The 18699-nt window shown below is 51.2% G+C and carries 15 protein-coding genes and 1 tRNA gene; 10 read left to right on the top strand and 6 right to left on the bottom strand.

Features of this window, described 5'->3' with window-relative positions:
* The first annotated feature begins 5 nt into the window (after positions 1-5).
* From B2R48_RS15715 to B2R48_RS15705, 3 genes are all read left to right on the top strand, one after another.
* Positions 6-935 carry a 4-(cytidine 5'-diphospho)-2-C-methyl-D-erythritol kinase gene (locus B2R48_RS15715; RefSeq protein ID WP_297002306.1) on the top strand — a complete coding sequence of 310 codons (930 nt, stop codon included), beginning with the start codon at positions 6-8 and terminating at the stop codon, positions 933-935.
* 90 nt (positions 936-1025) lie between these two features.
* Positions 1026-1100 (top strand) — tRNA-Gln (locus B2R48_RS15710).
* A gap of 1142 nt (positions 1101-2242) precedes the next feature.
* Positions 2243-2800: a recombinase family protein gene (locus B2R48_RS15705; protein ID WP_297002303.1), complete on the top strand. Its 558-nt coding sequence runs from the start codon at positions 2243-2245 to the stop codon at positions 2798-2800.
* 6 nt (positions 2801-2806) lie between these two features.
* Here B2R48_RS15705 and B2R48_RS15700 read toward each other — a convergent pair whose 3' ends face one another.
* The gene (locus B2R48_RS15700) at positions 2807-3406 is read right to left on the bottom strand and encodes a hypothetical protein (RefSeq protein ID WP_297002301.1); all 600 of its coding nucleotides are present in this window, start codon (positions 3404-3406) and stop codon (positions 2807-2809) included.
* A 176-nt stretch (positions 3407-3582) separates the two neighbouring features.
* Here B2R48_RS15700 and B2R48_RS15695 point away from each other — a divergent pair, with 176 nt between their 5' ends.
* The 7 genes from B2R48_RS15695 to B2R48_RS15665 all read left to right on the top strand — a co-directional run bounded on the left by B2R48_RS15695 (position 3583) and on the right by B2R48_RS15665 (position 12226).
* Positions 3583-4200 carry a hypothetical protein gene (locus B2R48_RS15695; protein ID WP_297002298.1) on the top strand — a complete coding sequence of 206 codons (618 nt, stop codon included), beginning with the start codon at positions 3583-3585 and terminating at the stop codon, positions 4198-4200.
* A 218-nt stretch (positions 4201-4418) separates the two neighbouring features.
* Entirely contained in the window at positions 4419-4730 is a 312-nt protein-coding gene (locus B2R48_RS15690) for a hypothetical protein (RefSeq protein ID WP_297002295.1), read from the top strand.
* 282 nt (positions 4731-5012) lie between these two features.
* Positions 5013-6503: a type I restriction-modification system subunit M gene (locus B2R48_RS15685; protein ID WP_297002293.1), complete on the top strand. Its 1491-nt coding sequence runs from the start codon at positions 5013-5015 to the stop codon at positions 6501-6503.
* Positions 6493-7764 (top strand): restriction endonuclease subunit S, encoded by a 1272-nt coding sequence (locus B2R48_RS15680; RefSeq protein WP_297002290.1) that lies wholly within the window; start codon positions 6493-6495, stop codon positions 7762-7764. The genes B2R48_RS15685 and B2R48_RS15680 overlap by 11 nt, the downstream gene beginning before the upstream one ends.
* On the top strand, positions 7757-8488 hold the full coding sequence (locus B2R48_RS15675; protein WP_297002288.1) for a hypothetical protein: 732 nt from the start codon (positions 7757-7759) through the stop codon (positions 8486-8488). The genes B2R48_RS15680 and B2R48_RS15675 overlap by 8 nt, the downstream gene beginning before the upstream one ends.
* The gene (locus B2R48_RS15670) at positions 8478-11477 is read left to right on the top strand and encodes a type I restriction endonuclease subunit R (RefSeq protein ID WP_297002285.1); all 3000 of its coding nucleotides are present in this window, start codon (positions 8478-8480) and stop codon (positions 11475-11477) included. Before B2R48_RS15675 ends, B2R48_RS15670 begins: the two co-directional genes overlap by 11 nt.
* A 5-nt stretch (positions 11478-11482) precedes the next feature.
* On the top strand, positions 11483-12226 hold the full coding sequence (locus B2R48_RS15665; protein WP_297002282.1) for a M48 family metallopeptidase: 744 nt from the start codon (positions 11483-11485) through the stop codon (positions 12224-12226).
* Between the two features lie 21 nt (positions 12227-12247).
* Here the strand turns inward: B2R48_RS15665 and B2R48_RS15660 are convergent, their stop codons facing one another.
* The 5 genes from B2R48_RS15660 to thrC all read right to left on the bottom strand — a co-directional run.
* On the bottom strand, positions 12248-13843 hold the full coding sequence (locus B2R48_RS15660) for a site-specific integrase (RefSeq protein WP_297002279.1): 1596 nt from the start codon (positions 13841-13843) through the stop codon (positions 12248-12250).
* 220 nt (positions 13844-14063) lie between these two features.
* Positions 14064-15035, bottom strand: a complete 972-nt coding sequence (locus B2R48_RS15655; protein WP_297002276.1) for a sensor domain-containing diguanylate cyclase — start codon at positions 15033-15035, stop codon at positions 14064-14066.
* Positions 15036-15211: 176 nt separating this feature from the next.
* On the bottom strand, positions 15212-16135 hold the full coding sequence (locus B2R48_RS15650; protein ID WP_297002273.1) for an ROK family protein: 924 nt from the start codon (positions 16133-16135) through the stop codon (positions 15212-15214).
* A gap of 120 nt (positions 16136-16255) precedes the next feature.
* The gene (locus tag B2R48_RS15645) at positions 16256-17515 is read right to left on the bottom strand and encodes a M16 family metallopeptidase (protein WP_062956656.1); all 1260 of its coding nucleotides are present in this window, start codon (positions 17513-17515) and stop codon (positions 16256-16258) included.
* A gap of 47 nt (positions 17516-17562) precedes the next feature.
* A partial coding sequence (thrC, locus tag B2R48_RS15640) for a threonine synthase (protein ID WP_297002269.1) occupies positions 17563-18699 on the bottom strand: 1137 nt, incomplete at its 5' end.

The raw sequence follows: 18699 nt of genomic DNA, 5'->3' as shown, positions 1-18699 counted from the left end.
CGTTCATGTCTGCGACCTATCGCCAGCAGGCACCTGCCAAGGTTAACCTGTTTTTGCATGTCACCGGCAAACGCGATGACGGCTATCATCTGCTTGAAAGTCTGGTTTGCTTTACCGCAACCGGTGATGTCCTTAGTGGTGAATTGCGCAGCGATGACCAGATCACGCTTTCAATCACCGGGCCCATGGCGGCCACCCTTGCCCAGAATGACATCAACGAAAATCTTGTCATGCAGGCCACAAAGCTGCTGCAAGACACCTGTGCGCCCAAACAGGGGGCGGATTTGATCCTTGATAAACGCTTGCCGATTGCATCTGGCATTGGTGGCGGATCGGCGGATGCAGCTGCGGCCATCCGGTTGCTGCGCGAAATGTGGAAGCTTGATCTTGATGCGCATACTTTATCGCACATCGCCCTGTCGCTAGGGGCGGACGTTCCGGTTTGCCTGCACGGCGAAACCTGCGTGATGTCGGGGATTGGCGAAGAAATCACCGAACTGCCTGACCTGCCGCCCGTACCGATTGTCTTGATCAATCCGGGCAAAGCGGTTTCAACACCCGAAATTTTCAAGGCCCGCGCTGACGAGGGGTTCAGTCCCACGGGCGCATGGCAAGGCAACCAGACATTCCAAAGTGCGGCATCGCTTGCCGATGCGCTGTCGGAATGCGGCAACGATCTGACTTTGCCCGCAACGGGAATACTTCCGGAAATTTGTGATGTGCTCAATGCACTCGCGCGTGAAGACGGCTGTTTGCTGGCCAGAATGTCGGGCAGTGGTGCCACCTGCTTTGGCATATACGACACAACCAGTCAGGCCGAACGTGCCGCCCATGCAATCGCAACACAGAACCCGGACTGGTGGATTTCACCCACGCATATCCTCTCGGAAAAGACCCGCGAGCAGGCCGAAATCGGCGCAGCCTTTCCGGACTGAACAGCCGGGGCAGGACCGGATAAAAAAACCTTCAAATAGAGGGTTGCACTCTGCGCATGGGGGCGCTATTTTCCGCGCCACACACGCTGATGGGGCGTGGCCAAGTGGTAAGGCATCGGTTTTTGGTATCGTGTATCGTAGGTTCGAATCCTACCGCCCCAGCCAGACTTGATTTTTTCAATAAAATCAGACGTTTAGCACCCCGCCATAGCGCGGGGTGTTACACGTTGGTGTTACACACTGGTGACCTTATTGGCACACATATTTCCTCACTCTGAGACTGTTTTTTGAGCTTACTGAATGGCTCACCGCATTGAGGTGATTCGCTTCATCACAGACCTGCGTTTTAAGTCACAGACTGCAAGCGAACCTGTCCCGATTTCTGGGCACCTAACCCTCCGCTAGCGTTGATGAATGGGCACTTTTGCCCCTGATTCAGGCAGACAAGACAGAACCCCAATTAATCCTTTAAATTCATATAGTTAGAATTAGGTTCCACCATAGAAGGAAGGAGAATAATCAATCAACAAAAACACATATATAGTATAACTATAGTACCTCTTTAGTACTCTATAGAGCCTCTATAGCTACTACTTCTTCCTGATTACTTACCTGTTTATATCCCTAGAGCACCTAGCCTAACCCTCCCCTCAAATAAGCTAGGGATAGGAAACAGCAAAGCTGAACTGTGTTGCACCACACTGGGAACACTTAAGCCTCCTAGATAGCTCCTTAAGCCCAGTATCAGGACTGGCGAGATCCAACAGTTGTTGAGGTGTCTTTGTAACTTCTCGGGAGCAACAGCCGCAGGTAAAGACCACCTTCTGTCTACGTTGTTTGATGAGGTATTTAATCGGGACGCCAACAGGTTTCTCGTACATGGCTTTCTTCTTCTGCCTGTCTTCCCTGTCCCATTTCAGATTTATGATCTTTTCTCACCTCTCACAAGAGCCACGCGATAAGCGAATTCTGAAATCCTGAACCCGAGTGACATTGGAGGTCACCCAGAATGTTTCAGGGTCAAAAATTTGAGTGACATATCCATATATTGTTTCTGGCCTCTTCCCCCCATGGGGTCCCGCCCTCTCACCAGAGACGATTAACGACAGCTACAAACTCCAAAACTTTGCCACCTCATCTATTTCCTCTGCCAGACATTAAGAACCCCGACCGTCCTATATAACCATGGTCAAAACGGACGTCGCATCCATCACACCAATAGTGTCCTTTTTAAATTACTTGTTGACTTATAGAGCACTCACTGAATAACGTCTTAGATATAAATCGGACACTTTCAGGAGAACACTATGCTTGTTGGATATGCCCGCACCTCGACTCTCGATCAGAAAGCAAGCATTGAAGTACAAGTCAGAGACCTCATTGATCTGGGATGTGAGAAGGTCTTCAAAGAGCAAGTGTCATCGGTTGACGTAAAGAACCGTGAGCAACTTGCCTTGGCGCTGGACTTCATCCGAGAGGGCGACACTTTGGTCGTTACAAAGCTTGACCGTTTGGCACGTTCTACCGCCCACCTAGTTGACATCATGCAAACCATTGAGGCCAAAAAGGCAGGGCTGCGTATTGTTGACCTTGGGGTAGACACAGGAACAGCGACAGGGCGTCTCATGCTCAATGTCGTCTCTGCTATCGCTCAGTTTGAACGAGAGATCATGCTAGAACGTCAGCGAGAAGGCATTGAGAAAGCACGAAGGGAAGGAAAGTACAAGGGCAGACCCACAGAGATTGATCCTGATAAAGTCCGAGCCATGAAAGACGCGGGCAAAAGCCCAACCACCATTGCAAAGGAATTGAGGATTGCCCGTTCGTCCGTTTATCGTGTTTTAGAGTCGCTCGGAGCGGATTAACTCACCTCAACTTGACGGTTCAAGTTCCACACTGTGTTCTTCGGCCTCCTTAAGCTGTTTAAGCGCCCTCTCACGGGCTGCGCGGGCCTTCTTCGCAGTTGGTTCAGTTCCAGACAAACGTCTACCATTGAACATCAGTTGCCACCGATAGCTATTACCTCGCTTCTCGACGCCTGCCCTCGGGTTGCCTTTTGCCTTCTTTGGGAGTTCTTTCTTCACCGGTTCAAGTTCCGACAGATTTATTGATCGCTCATCAGAGACAACCTGACCTTTACCGGCGCGCGAGAAAATTCTGGAAATAAGGCGCTTACCTTGAGAATTGAGAAACACTCTACGTCTTCTTGGCTCTTCTGGGTCAGACTTAATGTCGATAAGGTTTAACCCCAAGTTCCCATGGCGATCCAAAGGGCTCAAGGCGTTAACGTTCCGCGACACGCTGGCATTTGTGAGGGCCATCTCATCCATCAGGTCCTCGTAGGTAACACCATCATCTCCAGCAAGATAAAGACGCAGCAACATGTTCTGGCGCGACGCTGGCATATCCTCATCTCGCCCTCGGATTTCTTCAAGTGCAAACCATACATCTCTAAGCAACTGCATGTTCATAATTGGAACCTCAATCCAATCGGTTGGTGCAAAAAAATCTAGTTGAGTCAGTGAGTTAGACAATTATCACCAATGAAAAAACGAAGTTCAAGATGAAATAAGGCAGCAAGAGACAGACAGCTTCTCCAGTGCGATTAGGGACCACCATAGAAGGAAAACGCGCTTGGAGAATTTCTATGGAATACAAGAAAAAATACACCGACCTTGAAACTGGTGAGGTCGTTACGATCAGCATTGGAGACCATCTCCCCTTTTCTGAAGTCGCCAACAAACTTCAGATTTCCCGATCAACCCTGATCAAGGTCATGTCGGAGTTGGGTCTTTGCCACAAGGAATACGACCCGGTTGCCCTCGCCTATAGAAACCGGCTGGTTCCCGAGGCAGCGGAAAAGGGTCTAGGCTTTCGCATTCTCGGACAACATGGACCGTTCGATGTTCTATCCCCAATTGGTATAGAGTATGTCCAAGAAAACCTTCCCGAGATGCTGGAGAAAACATCCCTCGACAAAGCCACACGCGATGTATTGGCAGCTGTTCGGGATTATGAACAGAAAAGGCATACGAGTCTCAATACTGAAGGCAAAGTAAGGTGGCTGCTTGATTACTTTCCTGACTTGGAGCTTGCTCAACTTGCCGCTGGTCTCGGTATCAGCCGACAAGTCGTGCACAGATACAAGAAAAAGAAAGAAGACCAGTTAAAGCGAGCCTTGAGGCGTCGAACAGCACCACTAAATGAGTTTCTGGACTGGCCGTGTGATCATGCTCAAGATTGGGCCGAACGCGACTTTGCATGAGTTTTCGGTGGAAAATTGAGAGCCTTATTTATTACATCCGGTGTAAACAGGTCCAGCTAAGAACTTGTCCAGGCAATATAACCACGACCGTTGAAACAGGCTCTGCCCCTCAAAGGACAGGGCCTTTTCATTTTCCAAAGATCAGGAAAAGAACAACCTACGAAGTAAAATGCACCATATGAAGTGAAGGTTATGAGGCTGCACGTGCGGTTATATGCGTGAAGCAAGACGCCACAGCATACGAACTGAAAATCCTTGAGGAACCGGACGAGAACTGGAGTTTGGGATTTTCCAGCTATGCAGATATTCTTAAGTCCCTCAAAGAATCAATTGACTTTCAACCTACCCCCAAAAGCCTTGATGATTTCAACGCCTTCCGCAGGTTTATGAATTATCTTCTGGCACCGAAGATACCAGATAGCATCTCAAAATTTCTCAAAGTTGGCGATCAAAGGGACACTTGGGATGCATGGGTCTATGAACAGTTCTCCTTGGGGGTCAGTGGTCCTACGCGACGAATTCTGCCCTGAGTAACTGTATCCATTACATCCGGCGTAAACAGACCCGTGATCGATCCGTCAGTCTGCGCCTAAGAGCGCACCTCATTCTTTACTCATCTGTTGCTTTGCAATGAGCGCATGCCCAAACAACAACCCGGCACTTGCCCGATTTATTCCGCCATCTTCACACCCGAAAAATGTCAGTCTTTAAAACGGAATAAGAACCAGACCAATTGCCAAAAACTCGGTTTCCTTTATGGTGAATCCCATAACATTCAACGTGCCTAAAGTTGCAGGGGAAACACCAGTTTCATGTCTCAGTTGACGCTCCAAGAACTTGAATCCCACCTGTGGGGTGCCGCAAACATCCTTCGTGGCTCCATCGATTCCGGGGACTTCAAACATTACATCTTCGGTCTTTTATTCTTCCGCCGTCTTTGTGATGTCTGGGAAGAAGAATATGAACGGAAACTGAGCCAGTATGGCGACAAGGAACTCGCGGCTGATCCTGACGAACACCGTTTCCATATCCCCGAAGGCCACTTCTGGAAGGATATTCGCAAGCACACCACCAACATTGGCGAACACCTAAACGCGGCCTTCCATGCAATTGAGGACGCCAACCACCGCCTTCGTGGTGTATTTCAGGATGTGGACTTCAACAACAAGCAACGCTTCCCCGATGCCACGCTTGAAAAGCTTCTTCAGCACTTTGAGAAACACCGTCTGCGCCATGTTGATGTCGAGGCTGATATCCTTGGCAACGCCTATGAATACCTGATCGCCCAGTTTGCCGATGATGCGGGTAAGAAGGGGGGCGAGTTCTACACCCCGAAGATGGTCGTGCGGTTGATTGTCGAATGCCTGAAGCCTGATGAGGGCATGTCTGTCTATGACCCCACCTGTGGCTCTGGCGGGATGCTGCTGGAATGCTTCCATCACCTTGAACGCCAACGCAAGAACCCGCGTTCATTGTCGCTGTATGGTCAGGAAAAGAACCTGAACACATGGGCGATCTGCTCCATGAACCTGTTCCTGCATGACATTGATGATGCCTTTGTCGAACGTGGCGATACCCTGCTTGATCCCAAGCATCTTGTTGGCGATGGCACAAAAGCCATTCGTACTTTTGACCGTGTCCTTGCCAACCCACCATTCTCCCTGAAAAACTGGGGCCATGATGTCTGGTCAACCGGGGACAAATTTGGTCGCGATACCTATGGTTGCCCACCGCAATCCTATGGTGATCTTGCCTTTGTCCAACACATGCTGGCCAGTCTCAAGGAAGATGGCATGTTGGGTGTGGTCCTGCCGCACGGCATCCTGTTCCGTGGCGGGGCAGAGGCGAAAATCCGCAAAGGACTTCTGGAAGATGACCTGATCGATGCGGTGATCGGGCTGGGACCGAACCTGTTTTATGGCGCGGGCATTCCCGCCTGTATCCTGATCATTCGCAGAAACAAACCCGCAGAGCGCAAAGGCAAGGTTCTGGTGATCAATGGCACTCATGAACTCGTCGAAGGCAAAGCCCAGAACCACCTGTCAGACGCCAATGTGAAGCGTTTCGCCGATACATTCGGTGAGTTCAAAGACGAAGAGCGGTTTGCCCGAGTGGTTAGCTTGGATGAAATCCGCAAGAACGACCATAACCTCAATATCTCGCGCTATGTCAGCACGGACGAAGACGAGGACGAGATCGATGTTGCAGCAGAAGTCGTTAAACTGAACGCTCTGCGCCAGCAGCGCGATGAAGCCGAAGCCAAGATGATGGGTTTCCTTAAGGAGCTTGGCTATGACGCATGAAATTCCAGAGGGGTGGGCAGAAACAACGGTTGGCAGCATTTCTGAGATCATTACCAAGGGAACAACGCCCACTACATCTGGTTTTGGTTACCGGACGGAAGGGATACCTTTCATAAAAGCCGAAAACATAGATGACCACGGGAACATAGGTGAGCCTACTGCATTTGTATCGGATGAGTGTCACTCAGCTTTCCGGCGTTCTATCATCAAGAAAGATACTATCCTCTTCACCATTGCTGGAACTCTCGGAAGGGTAGCCGTTTATAAAGATCAATCGGAAGCCAACACGAATCAAGCGGTGGCCTTAATCAAAGGGATTAACCAAGACCTCTCTTATGTGGCTTACTACCTTCAATGCCCTAGAATAAAAAAGTTGGTTGAGGAGCAGAAAACAACAGGGGCACAGCCGAATATAAGCTTAACTCAACTGAAAAACTTTCCAATCTCTCTCCCCCCCCAGCACGAACAGAAGAAAATCGCGGAAGTTCTGAGCAGCGTGGATGAGACCATTGCGGCGACCAAAGCCGTCATTGACCAAACCAACCAGGTCAAAAAAGGATTGGTCCAAAACCTCCTCACCAAAGGAATTGGTCACACCAGGTTCAAACAAACCGAACTGGGCGAGATTCCTGAGAGTTGGGAGGTGGTTGAACTTGGCGATTTGGTCGAGGCCCTTAAAGCTGGTGTGAGTGTTAACTCGGAGAACCGAACTATTCGAGATAATGAGGCAGGGATACTCAAAACGAGTTGTGTAACGAATGGTTTCTTTGACGCGGCAGAGCACAAAGCAATTCTCTCTCATGAGCTCGCAAGGGCCAAAAACCCGGTCAAAGCCGATAGTATAATCATAAGTAGAATGAACACGCCCGCATTAGTTGGAGCCAATGCATATGTATCACAAGACTATCCCAATCTGTTTCTACCTGACAGGCTCTGGCAACTGAGCGTAAAAGACACAGATAAGACACTTGTGCGCTGGTTGTCTTTTGTTTTTGCTTCCTACAACATGCGGGCACGAATGTCAGGCATTGCGACCGGCACTAGCGGCTCAATGAAGAATATCTCGAAGGCTAAACTGCTGAGCTTACTGGTTGCGGTTCCAAAGAAATATGAACAAATTGAGATATCGGAGATTCTTTCAAGCTTTGAACAAGAACTTGGCATCCTGCAAAGGTATATTGCTGAGCTTCAAAGCCTGAAAACGGGCGTTATGTCCGAGCTTCTCTCGGGTAAAAAACGTGTGGAAGTTGGCGATGTCTAAAGAAGATCAACATCCAACGCTTGGAGATACCCAAAGATCAAAGGTATTGCGTGTTGGGGCAAGTGTTCTGGGCACAGTTCCGGTTATCGGACCACCCATTCAAACCGTATTAACAGAACTCATCCCAAATGTTCGTGCCGACAGAATAGAAGCCTATATTCGATACCTTCAAGACCAGATTGACGAGCTTAAACTTAAGCTTGCCTTAGAAAAACCCGAAGGGCTTGACCTTTTTGAAGAGGGAATCTGGCAATCTGCTCGTGCCATAAGCGATGATCGAAAAAAGTATATCGCGGAATTGGTAGCAAAAGGACTTCAAGAAACAGGTCTCGAGCAACAAGAAACGCGGCACTTCATGCGTATTCTGGAACAACTTGATGACCGGCAGATAATTCTTTTGGCCGAGTATCATCCTGCAAACTCACCAACCGCAGGAAACGTGCAAGGCACAAGCTTTCACGAGGTAAACCGGAATGTGGTGCAGCCGGGGCATACTGTTGAGGACATTCTTGATCATACTGGTCGAGAAGAAGCCCAAAGAGGTGCAAGGCTTAACGAAATAATGCGTAGGCACCTGTCTTCTCTTGGCCTTCTGGAGAGAGACCAGATGTTTGGTGGTGTCGAAATGCAGCCAAGTTCTAATCGGTACCTCATTAGTGAAGCTGGTAAGGACTTTTTGAGGTGCATTGGCGCAATTTCATCCGGCGGTGACAATGGGCAGTGAATGGCAACTGGCGGAAAAGCCGACGATCCAAACCTTGAAGGATATGGGCTATACCGTTGTGACCAAGGTGGAACATGAAGCCCTGCGTGATGGCGAAAACCAAGTTCTGTTCCGCCCTCATCTTGTAGACGCCATTCAACGCTTGAACGGTTTGTCTGATGAAGATGCCCAAGCTGCTTATGTCGATCTGATCAGCAAGAACGACAATGAAGAATGGCTGGGAATCTTGCGCGGGAACTATAGCCGCAAGGTACAGGGACAGACCGAACACAAGACCATCAAACTCATTGATTTCCTTAAACCCGAAAACAACACATTCACTGTTACCAACCAGCTTTATGTGAAGGCGGAGAAATCCCGCATTCCCGATGTTGCGGTCTATATAAACGGAATCCCGGTCGTGGTGATAGAGGCCAAGTCACCGATCAACGCCAAGGACAAGACTGGCGAGGCATTCGACCAGATCAAACAGTATGAACGCGATATCCCAAGGCTGTTCTTTTCCAACTGTTTCAACATTCTGACCGATGGCACCAATTGCCTGTATGGCACCACTGGAAGCCCGTCTAAGTTCTATGGCTCCTGGGGTGATCCTTGGCCGCGTTCGGAGAAAGACTTTTCCAATGAACTCGACAAGGGTCTTTGGAGCCTGTTGGAGCCTTCGCGCCTATTGGACTTGATCGCCCATTTTATCGTCTTTGAACAAGCCGAAGTCGGGAAGATCAAGAAGATTTGTCGGTATCAGCAGTTCCGGGCCGTTAACAAGATCGTCAGCAGGGTCGTAGAGGGCAAGCACCGCAGGGGGCTGGTCTGGCATACCCAAGGGTCTGGCAAGTCGCTGACGATGGTATTTGCGGCCTTGAAGTTGAAAACCCATCTGACCGAAGCATCCCCCGAACTGGCAAACCCCAACTTGATGGTACTTACAGACCGTATTGATCTGGATGACCAGATTAGCGGTACGTTCAAGGCTTGTGGGCTGCCGAACCCAGTAAGTGTTGGTTCGGTTGCTGATCTTCACGCACTGATCGGCAGTGGCATTGACGGCATCACAGCCCTGTCCACGATCTTCAAGTTCCAAGGGTCGAAGTCGCCTATTGCCAATTCCCAAAACTGGATCGTCATGGTGGATGAATGCCACCGCACACAGGAAAAGGACCTTGGCGCGTATCTTCGCGCAACCATGCCTGAAGCGCGGTTCTTTGGTTTTACCGGCACTCCGATCAAGAAATCTGACCAAGATACCTACAAGAACTTCGGGATTGTTGGCGAAGGGTATCTGGACAAATACGGCATTGATGATGCGGTGGTCGATGGGGCGACCGTTCCGATCTATTACACCGGACGCAAGACCGACTGGCACATTGATGAAGCCAAGATCGACATTCTGTTCGATCAGTGGTTTGCCGATTTGCCTGATGACAAGCTCGAAGAACTCAAGAAGCGTGGCGTCACCTTTGCCGATCTGGTGAAGCATCCCAGACGCATTGAACTGATTGCCTTTGATATCTGGACCCATTTCAAGAAATACGCCGCCCCGGATGGCTACAAGGCCCAGATCGTCGCCATAGATCGCGAAGCGGTGATCCTTTACAAACGGGCCTTGGATACGGTGATTGCGGATGATCTGATCAAGCAGGGGATGTCGCCGGATGACGCCCAAAAGGCCGCAACCCTTCAATCCGCCTGTGTCTATTCACGGTCGCAAGAAGACGATAAGCCATCCGAAGATGATCACATTGCCGATCTGCGCAAAGGATTGATGGCACATTATCTTGATCGGGAAGCTGAAAAATCGGTCAAACAGGCATTTGGCAAGAAGGGCGCGGCTCCTGATTTCCTGATCGTCTGTGACAAGCTCCTGACGGGGTTTGATGCACCGATTGAATCGGTCATGTATCTTGATAAACCGCTTAAGGAGCATACGCTTCTTCAGGCGATTGCGCGGACCAACCGCGTTGCCGATGCCAAAAAGAAAAACGGCCTGATCGTGGATTACATCGGCGTTTCTCAGAACCTTGATCAGGCTCTTTCGTCCTATCGGTCTGATGATGTTCAGAATGCGATGGTGGACCTGGACAACCTTCGCTCCCAACTCAAAGCGGCCCATGCGGCTGTCATGAAGATGATGAAAGGCTTGAAGCGCGGAACGTCAGACCTGAAGGCCGAATATGACGCCTTTGTTGATATGCTGAAGACCGAGGACCAATGGTTTGCTTATCGCTCTGTCTCCCGCGAGTTTATTTCCATTTATGCCGCGCTCAGCCCTGACAAGTCGGTTCTGGAATATACCAAGGACCTGAAATGGGTGGCGAGCTTCCTGCGATATGCCACTCAGGTGTTCGAGAAGAAAGAAGCGTTCGATCACAAGGAATACAGCAAGAAAATCCGCGAAATGCTTGAAGAGCATCTTGATGCCACTGGTTTGAGCGTAACTGTCAAGCTTCGGTCGATCACCGACCCTGACTTCTGGCAGGACTTTGAGGTGGAAGGTAAACCCGAAACTGACCTTCAGACGGCAGCGATCAGAAAGGGTACAGAGTTACGCAAAACTGTCTATGAGAGGCTCGACGAAAACCCGCACCAGTACGGAAAGTTCTCCCAGCGCCTCAAGGAATTACTTGAGAAGATGGACGGTGCCCAGTTGTCTTGGGCGGACAAGCTCAGAATGGCTGAGGAACTTGCCAAGGACTTGGAGGCAGAGGCCAAGGCCCATGAAGGCACTGATATGTCGCCAGAGGCGTATGGCATTATGAAGGTTCTTGAAACCTATCAACCCGAAGAGATGACGCCAGACGGCTTGGCTGAAATCGCGATAGCGGTTGAAGGCATATATGAGGACACGCCACCCATGTGGCATGAGAAGACCGAGCTTAGAAAGAACCTTCGACAACAGGTCCGCCAGAAGCTTCATGAGGCGAAGTTTGGGAACCTTAAGCTTGTCCCCGAGGAAGTTGAAGAATTTGCGCTTAAGGCTTTTGCGAAGTGACGACCATGCCTACCCTGACAATCGGCAATACTGACATTCCATATGAGTTAAAGCGCGTTGGTACTTGCGAAAAGGCAAGGATCACCGTGACGCCTGAACTGGTGGAAGTCGTCGTTCCGCCCACGGCAACGGATGAACAGATCAACAATGCTGTTCAGAGACGGCGGCAGTGGATTTTTGAACAGACCCGTAAGATGCGCGATGCAGCCGATAGATCGCCTTCGTTGTCCCGATTTGTCAGTGGGGCAAAGATACCATTTCGCGGACGTATGACGCGGCTAAAGGTTGGCTCAACAGACGATACGCTGGTGCATGTTTCCTACCGGAATGGCCTGTACATTGAATATCCGACCTCCGCCTCTCCGCACTCACAAGACATGCTGATCGAGGATGCCTTGCGGTTATGGCTCAAGAAACGATTGCGACAGGATGTTGGGGAATTCATTCGTCGCTATGGGCCAAAGAACGACCTGAAACCCAAGGCCTACCGCATTAAGGATCAGAAACACCTATGGGGTAGTTGTGGCAAAGACAGGGTGATTAATATCAACTGGCATCTGATCTTTGCCCCAAAGACAGTCCTTGAATACGCGGTGGTTCATGAACTTTGCCATCTGCGCCACCGCAACCACGACAAGCCTTTCTGGAACTTGGTCGGATCATTGATACCAGACTACCAAGCGCGAAAGGCATGGCTTGATCAGAATGAGCACATGCTAGCAATCAACAAAGTCGAGACAAGCCTGTAAACCAGTGGACTGTACCTAACCTCATTCTGCTGCCTCTGTATTTTCCTTTTCTGCACTTATCAACGCAGCTAGCCCCGGATACTTGATGACCTCAATTATCTCCTTGAGAGCCGCTATATCAAGCCCGTCAGGGTTATAAGTGCCATAGGTAATCCCGACACGTTCATGGCCCACCACTTGGGCAACTTCGGTCTGCGGCAAACGGGCATGCTCGAATTGCTGGATTACTGTCCTGCGGAATGAATGGAAGTTGACCCGGTCCTTCTTCGTCACGTTATCAATGCGCGTGACACCAAGCGACCTTCGGTATTCCACGAAGCGTCTGGTCAAATACCATGACCTTTTCTGGTCTGGTCCACCGGGAAGCAAACAGGGGAACAGGTACTCTTGCCGATGGTGACGCGCAAACTCCAGAAGCCCCAGATCAAGAAGAGTGCTATGGACAGGAACAAGACGATCACCGGCTTCGGTCTTGGCTCCCGTTACCTCAAGGCACCATATACCGTCCTGTTGCTTGAGGTCTGATACTTTCCTCTCGCAAATTTCGTTCAGCCTCATCCCACTGAAAGCAGCAATCCAGCAGACCCAAAGCAAGGTGTTTGGATAGTCTTGTTCACTCGGAAACACTTCAGGCTTCTGCGACAAAAGGGTGCAGACCTCTTCCTGTATGAACGGCAATTTTCCGGTCTTGCGGCTTTGCCCTTCAGGACGCTGCAATCCCTCCCATGGGTTCTTTCCTTCGAAAATCCCGCGCCTGTCTGCCCATTTCCACACCAAAGACAATCCTGTGGAATAGCGGTTAAGTGTCCGATTGCTCAGACCTACCTCATGATTTCCAAAGCGTTCCATGATTTCGCTGAAGCTGCGTTGCTTGGTCTTGGGGCTACGTCCCCAATAGGGATCAAGCGTACTGACCACTTCGATAAATTCTGCGGCCTGCGGGCGCGTAACTTCCTCCAAGGTTGGTCTTCCGGCCCACTCATCAAATAGGCGGTGAACGACTTGGTACTGGGCAATGGTTTGCTGCGTCAGCCTTGCACTTGGATCACGCTGGGTCTCCTCAAGGTATCGCTTGGCGACCTCTCGAAACAGCGGACCCTCTTTCTTCTTCTTTTGCTTAAGTTCTCGGTATGGAACAAGTTCAACAGGATCAATGGTGTTCCGGCCAAACGAGGTCGGCTTCGGATAAACCTTCCCATCAAGCGCAGCTTGGCGAGCAGAGCAGGCATAAATACGCGCCCTTGCAATCGCGAAATCGAGATCGTTCAGGGGCTCCCGCCCTCTTAGCTTCTCAACATAAACATCGCGCACGATATCGAGTTCGTCTTCCTCAACTCCATCTTCATTGAGTTGAACGAGGAACTCTGTGAACTCCCGTTCCGCCTTTTCTTCAATTTGGGCTGGTGTCCAGTCACGTATTCCAGTCAGAACTTCAAATTCCGCTTTTTGGTCCGCGACCATTTGCCATCGAAGGCTTTGGGCTTTCGACAAGTCACTCGTGCGCAGCGACTTTATGATTTGTGATTTTCCGCCGTAATGGGCACGCAATGCGGTCGGTATTTTCATTCTGAAATACCAACCCTGACGGCGTTTTTGCAGATATCTAGTATCAGCCATTTGTCAGCTTGGTGTTACACGTTGGTGGTACACGCTAGTAGCACACGCATCTGAAAAATGTCAACATTATCAATGACATCAATACTTTAAAACATAGCCAACTGAAAATCCTACCGCCCCAGCCAAGACAAACCGCTTTGAGGTTTTCCTCAAAGCGGTTTTCTTTTTCCTGCCTTTTGCAGGCTGGCAGCACGCGAACGTGCCACCCTTATTTTCGTGCTCAGGACTGCTTTGACTGATGCATGGCAATGTTTGCCCGCGACACCAGTTTGGCAAGGGTATCCCCCGGCTCGGCAATGCCAAGACCAACGCTTAGGGTCAGAGCGGGATATTCATTTCCTGCCTGAAACTCCTCTGCCCCGACATGATCCGTCAGACGCTGCAGATAATTCAAGGCCCCTGCCGCCCCGGTTTCCGGCATCAGGATAATGAATTCCTTGTCGCTCCAGCGCGCGATCACATCGGTTTCGCGCATCATATCCGATGCCACCTTGGCAAACAGCCTCAATGCCGCGTCACCAGCAGCATAGCCAAGGCTTTCATTCAGGCTCTTGAGGTTGTCAAAATAGACCATCCCGACGACGACCGCATTGCCATAACGGTTTGAGCGCTCAAGCTCGGTACGCAGGATGCTTTCCATGTAGCGCCGGTTATAAAGCCCGGTCAGCGGATCGGTATTGGCAGTGCGTTCAAGATCTTTTCGCGCCTGATCCAGCGCATTGCGGTCATGAATATGGGCAACTGTCTGGCCAATTGAGTCGGCAAAAAGCTGTACGAGATCAATGTCATGCTTGCCAAAGGGTGCCACCGGATTTGGGCCGCCAAACGCAAGCGTTCCGATGCATTCGCCTTCAACCACAATCGGCGCACCAAGATAGGCGGCAAACCCAAATTTCTCGCCAGCCGGATGGTCGCCCAGTTCGCTTTCACTGACATCATGAAAGGCAAAAACCTTGCTGGCCGAAATCACATGACTGCAGAACGTCTCATCAAGGTCGAACGCCATGCCCGGCGTCAGGGCATTTTCCGGGTGAAAGACCTGCCGAATTTCATAGGTCTCTTCGCCAATGGCACTGAAGATCCCAACAGGCAGGCCAAACTGCTCGATGCCGAGCTTCAGGATCGCCTCAACACGCTGTTCGAACATTTTGGCCATTTCTGCCTGATGATCGGTCTCAAACTCGGTCGTCATGATGTTTCCCATATTGTGACTGGCACGGTTTTCCCCCGACACGCCAGCCATAAAGTCTTGTTATACTGCAACATTTAAAACCCTTGGTCGCACAGGGCAAATTCTAAACGCTTAGCATACCAAGGCATAGGCCATTCTTCTGGATGGATAATATTTTTCTGATATGACCGGAACAATCAACGCGTTTTCGGGCGCACCGGCATCTGATGAAGCAATGCGGCCCCACGCAAGCCGCCATCACGGAAATAGGCGCCCGGGACCACCAGCGGCGTATCATATCGACCAAGAGCCTGCTTGCGGACCCGTACATCAATCTCTTCGATCAATGCAGTTTCGGATGCCAGACCGCCCCCCACGGGAATGCAGTCGGGATCAAGAACATTGACCATCAAAGCCAGTTCACGCGCAACCAGATCGCAATAAATGTCGATGGCCTTGGCGGCCAAATCCTCATTGGCGTGCCAACCTGACGTAATGTCTTCACTGGCCCGTAACGCGCCGCCAATCTGGGAATAAATGCGTTCAAGGCCACGGGCGCCACCCCAGGCATCAAGACACCCTGCACGCCCGCAGCCACAGGCAATCGGGGCAAGACCATGCTTGATCAGGGTTCCGGTGACATCATTTCCATGCCCCCATTCGCCACGAATACCACTATTGCCACCGACAAACTGCCGATCAACGACAATGCCACCACCGACACCCGTACCAAGGATGATGGCGAACACGATGCTGGCATCCCGGGCGGCACCACTTGACGCTTCGGCCAGGGCAAAACAGTCGGCATCGTTTTCAACCAGAACCTTACGCCCCAGAATATTGGAAAGCTCCACAGCCAGCGGCCAATCCTTGATCGCCGGAATATTGGCCGAAATCACGGCACCGGTTTTCGGATCAATCCCGCCTGCCAGGCTGATGCCGATATCCTGCGACTGACCGTATTTGGCATCGGCTTCACGGATGCATTCGGACAGGATGGCAATAAAGGCACCGCGATCTTCGCGCGGTGTCGATGCCTTGCGATGATCAATGACCGCTTCATCCGCATCGAAAACCCCGAACTCAATGTTCGATCCACCGATATCAAAGGCATATTGCATACTGCACGTTCCCCAATCCTGACTGTTAACGGGATACACCAGCCAAGGCAGCGCAGCAAAAAGAAACGGCACCTGCCCGACTGGCAAGTGCCGTTACTATACGTCGCGATGCGCGGTCAATTAACTGCGCAGGCGTGCTGCCACGTCGTCATAGGACGGCATCTGGTCCACAGGACCAAGGGCCGTGATGGTCGGCTTGCCATCAAGCAGCGCTTTACCGGACCGGCGTACGCTTTCAAGATCAACCGCGTCGATCTTGCCAACTATTTCTTCCATGCTTTGCGGGCGACCGAAAATCTGGATCTGGCGTGCGAGTGTTTCACAGCGACCCGAATTGCTTTCCATCGCCATCACCACCGATGCCTTGAGCTGCGCACGGGCACGTGTGACTTCTTCCTCGGAAAGGTCTTCGGTCGCACGGACCAGTTCATCGCACATGACCGGCATCAGTTCGCCAATGTCATTGGCCCCCGTCCCGGCATAGATCGAGAACAGGCCACCATCCACGTAATGCGACGAGAAGCTATAAACCGAATAAACCAGCCCGCGTTTCTCGCGGATTTCCTGGAACAGGCGCGAGGACATGCCGCCACCCAACAGGGTGTTGAACACCTGCAGGTCATAGAAACTGTCATCGGTGTAGGACACGGTCGGAAGACCAAAGATCACATGCACCTGTTCAAGCTTGCGGTTTTCAATCCGGCTGCCGCCTTCGTATCTGAGCGGCTCCATCTCGTGGTCTTCATGAGCCGGAAGGCTGTCGAACTTTTTGGCGACCATATCGACCACGCGATCATGCTCAACCTTTCCTGATGCTGAAAACACCATGCGCTTCGGGCTGTAGCGGCGCGACATGTAATCAAACAAGTGATCGCGGCTGAGCGACGATACATTTTCCGGGCTGCCGAGGATCGAGCGCCCCAATGCCTGATTTGGCAGGGCGGTTTCCTGGAAGTAATCGAAAATGATGTCGTCGGGCGTATCGTTGGCCTGACCGATTTCCTGCAAGATGACCTGACGTTCGCGTTCAAGTTCCTTCGCATCCAGTGTGGAGTGCTGCAGGATGTCGGCAATCACATCAATCGCCAGTTCCTGATCTTCGTGCAGGACCTTGCAATAATAGGCCGTGTTCTCGCGCGAGGTATAGGCATTCATTTGCCCGCCAACTGCTTCGATCTCTTCGGAAATCTGAAGTGCGGAACGACGACGCGTGCCCTTGAACGCCATATGTTCAAGCATATGGGAAATGCCGTTGATGTCTGGCGTCTCGTTACGCGCCCCAACATCAACCCATGTGCCCAAGGCAACCGACTCTACGTGATCCAGACGGTCGGTCGCGACAATCATTCCATTGTCAAGCCGGGTGAGCTCGACTGTCATATAGCATTACTCCTGTTTCGCATTTCAGGCCCAATCATGGCTTGTCTTCAGGCGGCACGTCGGTTTTTACGAACGTGCGCCATCAAGGCGGCCACATCATTGGACATGGGTTCGACCTTTTCAGGTCGGTCATATAGATCGGAAAGACGCGGCGGCAAGTCCGGGTAGATGCCCGACGCCTGCTTGACCGCATCCGGGAATTTCGCCGGATGTGCCGTTGCCAGTGCCACCATCGGCACGGATTTGTCCCGATTGCACTGACGGCCGGACACAATGCCAATCACGGAATGCGGATCGACCAGTTCGCCGCTGGTTGCCAGCACATCCTTGATTGCGGCTTTGGTTTCTTCATCATCCAGTCGATAACCGTCAAAATGTTCACGCGCACGGCCAAACTGGCCCTGCGACATTTCCATAACACCGGTTTCACGGAACTTGGTCAGCATATCGGCAATCGCAAGCCCGTCACGATCATAAAGATCAAACATCAGACGCTCAAAGTTTGAGCTGACCTGAATATCCATCGACGGACTAAGCGATGGTTCAACGCCTTCCATCTTCATGGTCCCGGTTTCAAAGAAACGGGCAAGGATATCATTGCGGTTGGCACCCACCACAAACTGTTTGATCGGAAGGCCCATCTGCATCGCGGCATAACCGGCATAAACGTTGCCAAAGTTGCCCGACGGCACCGAGAAGGAAATTTCACGTTCCGGCGACCCAAGCTGCGCACCCGCCCAGAAATAATAGGCGATCTGGCACATGATGCGCGCCCAGTTGATCGAATTCACCGCCGACAGGCCAACTTCGTCACGGAAGCCATGGTCGTTAAACAGTGCCTTGACCAGATCCTGACAATCGTCAAACGATCCTTCAACGGCAACGTTATGAACATTGTCCGACAGGATGGTCGTCATCTGGCGACGCTGGACTTCTGAAACGCGGCCCTTGGGATGTAGGATGAAAATGTCGATATTTTCACGATCACGGCAGGCCTCGATCGCGGCCGATCCGGTATCGCCCGACGTCGCACCGACAATCGTGATACGTTCGCCGCGTTTGGCCAGAACATGGTCAAACAGGCGACCAACCACCTGAAGCGCATAGTCCTTAAACGCAAGCGTCGGGCCATGGAACAGTTCCATCACCCAGTCATTCGGGCCAAGCTGTTTAAGCGGTGCGAC

Origin of the sequence: Thalassospira sp. UBA848, assembly GCF_002295455.1 — a bacterium.
Lineage (GTDB): Bacteria > Pseudomonadota > Alphaproteobacteria > Rhodospirillales > Thalassospiraceae > Thalassospira.
This window is presented reverse-complemented; position numbering and strand designations above follow the sequence as displayed.

Excerpts from the sequence above, each read along its gene's own strand:
- B2R48_RS15685 (WP_297002293.1), top strand. The coding sequence starts at position 5,013 with ATGTCTCAGTTGACGCTCCAAGAACTTGAATCCCACCTGTGGGGTGCC.
- B2R48_RS15665 (WP_297002282.1), top strand. The coding sequence starts at position 11,483 with ATGCCTACCCTGACAATCGGCAATACTGACATTCCATATGAGTTAAAG.
- B2R48_RS15705 (WP_297002303.1), top strand. The coding sequence starts at position 2,243 with ATGCTTGTTGGATATGCCCGCACCTCGACTCTCGATCAGAAAGCAAGC.
- B2R48_RS15715 (WP_297002306.1), top strand. The coding sequence starts at position 6 with ATGTCTGCGACCTATCGCCAGCAGGCACCTGCCAAGGTTAACCTGTTT.
- B2R48_RS15695 (WP_297002298.1), top strand. The coding sequence starts at position 3,583 with ATGGAATACAAGAAAAAATACACCGACCTTGAAACTGGTGAGGTCGTT.
- B2R48_RS15675 (WP_297002288.1), top strand. The coding sequence starts at position 7,757 with ATGTCTAAAGAAGATCAACATCCAACGCTTGGAGATACCCAAAGATCA.
- B2R48_RS15660 (WP_297002279.1), bottom strand. The coding sequence starts at position 13,843 with ATGGCTGATACTAGATATCTGCAAAAACGCCGTCAGGGTTGGTATTTC.
- B2R48_RS15650 (WP_297002273.1), bottom strand. The coding sequence starts at position 16,135 with ATGCAATATGCCTTTGATATCGGTGGATCGAACATTGAGTTCGGGGTT.
- B2R48_RS15670 (WP_297002285.1), top strand. The coding sequence starts at position 8,478 with ATGGGCAGTGAATGGCAACTGGCGGAAAAGCCGACGATCCAAACCTTG.
- B2R48_RS15680 (WP_297002290.1), top strand. The coding sequence starts at position 6,493 with ATGACGCATGAAATTCCAGAGGGGTGGGCAGAAACAACGGTTGGCAGC.
- B2R48_RS15655 (WP_297002276.1), bottom strand. The coding sequence starts at position 15,035 with ATGACGACCGAGTTTGAGACCGATCATCAGGCAGAAATGGCCAAAATG.
- B2R48_RS15645 (WP_062956656.1), bottom strand. The coding sequence starts at position 17,515 with ATGACAGTCGAGCTCACCCGGCTTGACAATGGAATGATTGTCGCGACC.
- B2R48_RS15700 (WP_297002301.1), bottom strand. The coding sequence starts at position 3,406 with ATGAACATGCAGTTGCTTAGAGATGTATGGTTTGCACTTGAAGAAATC.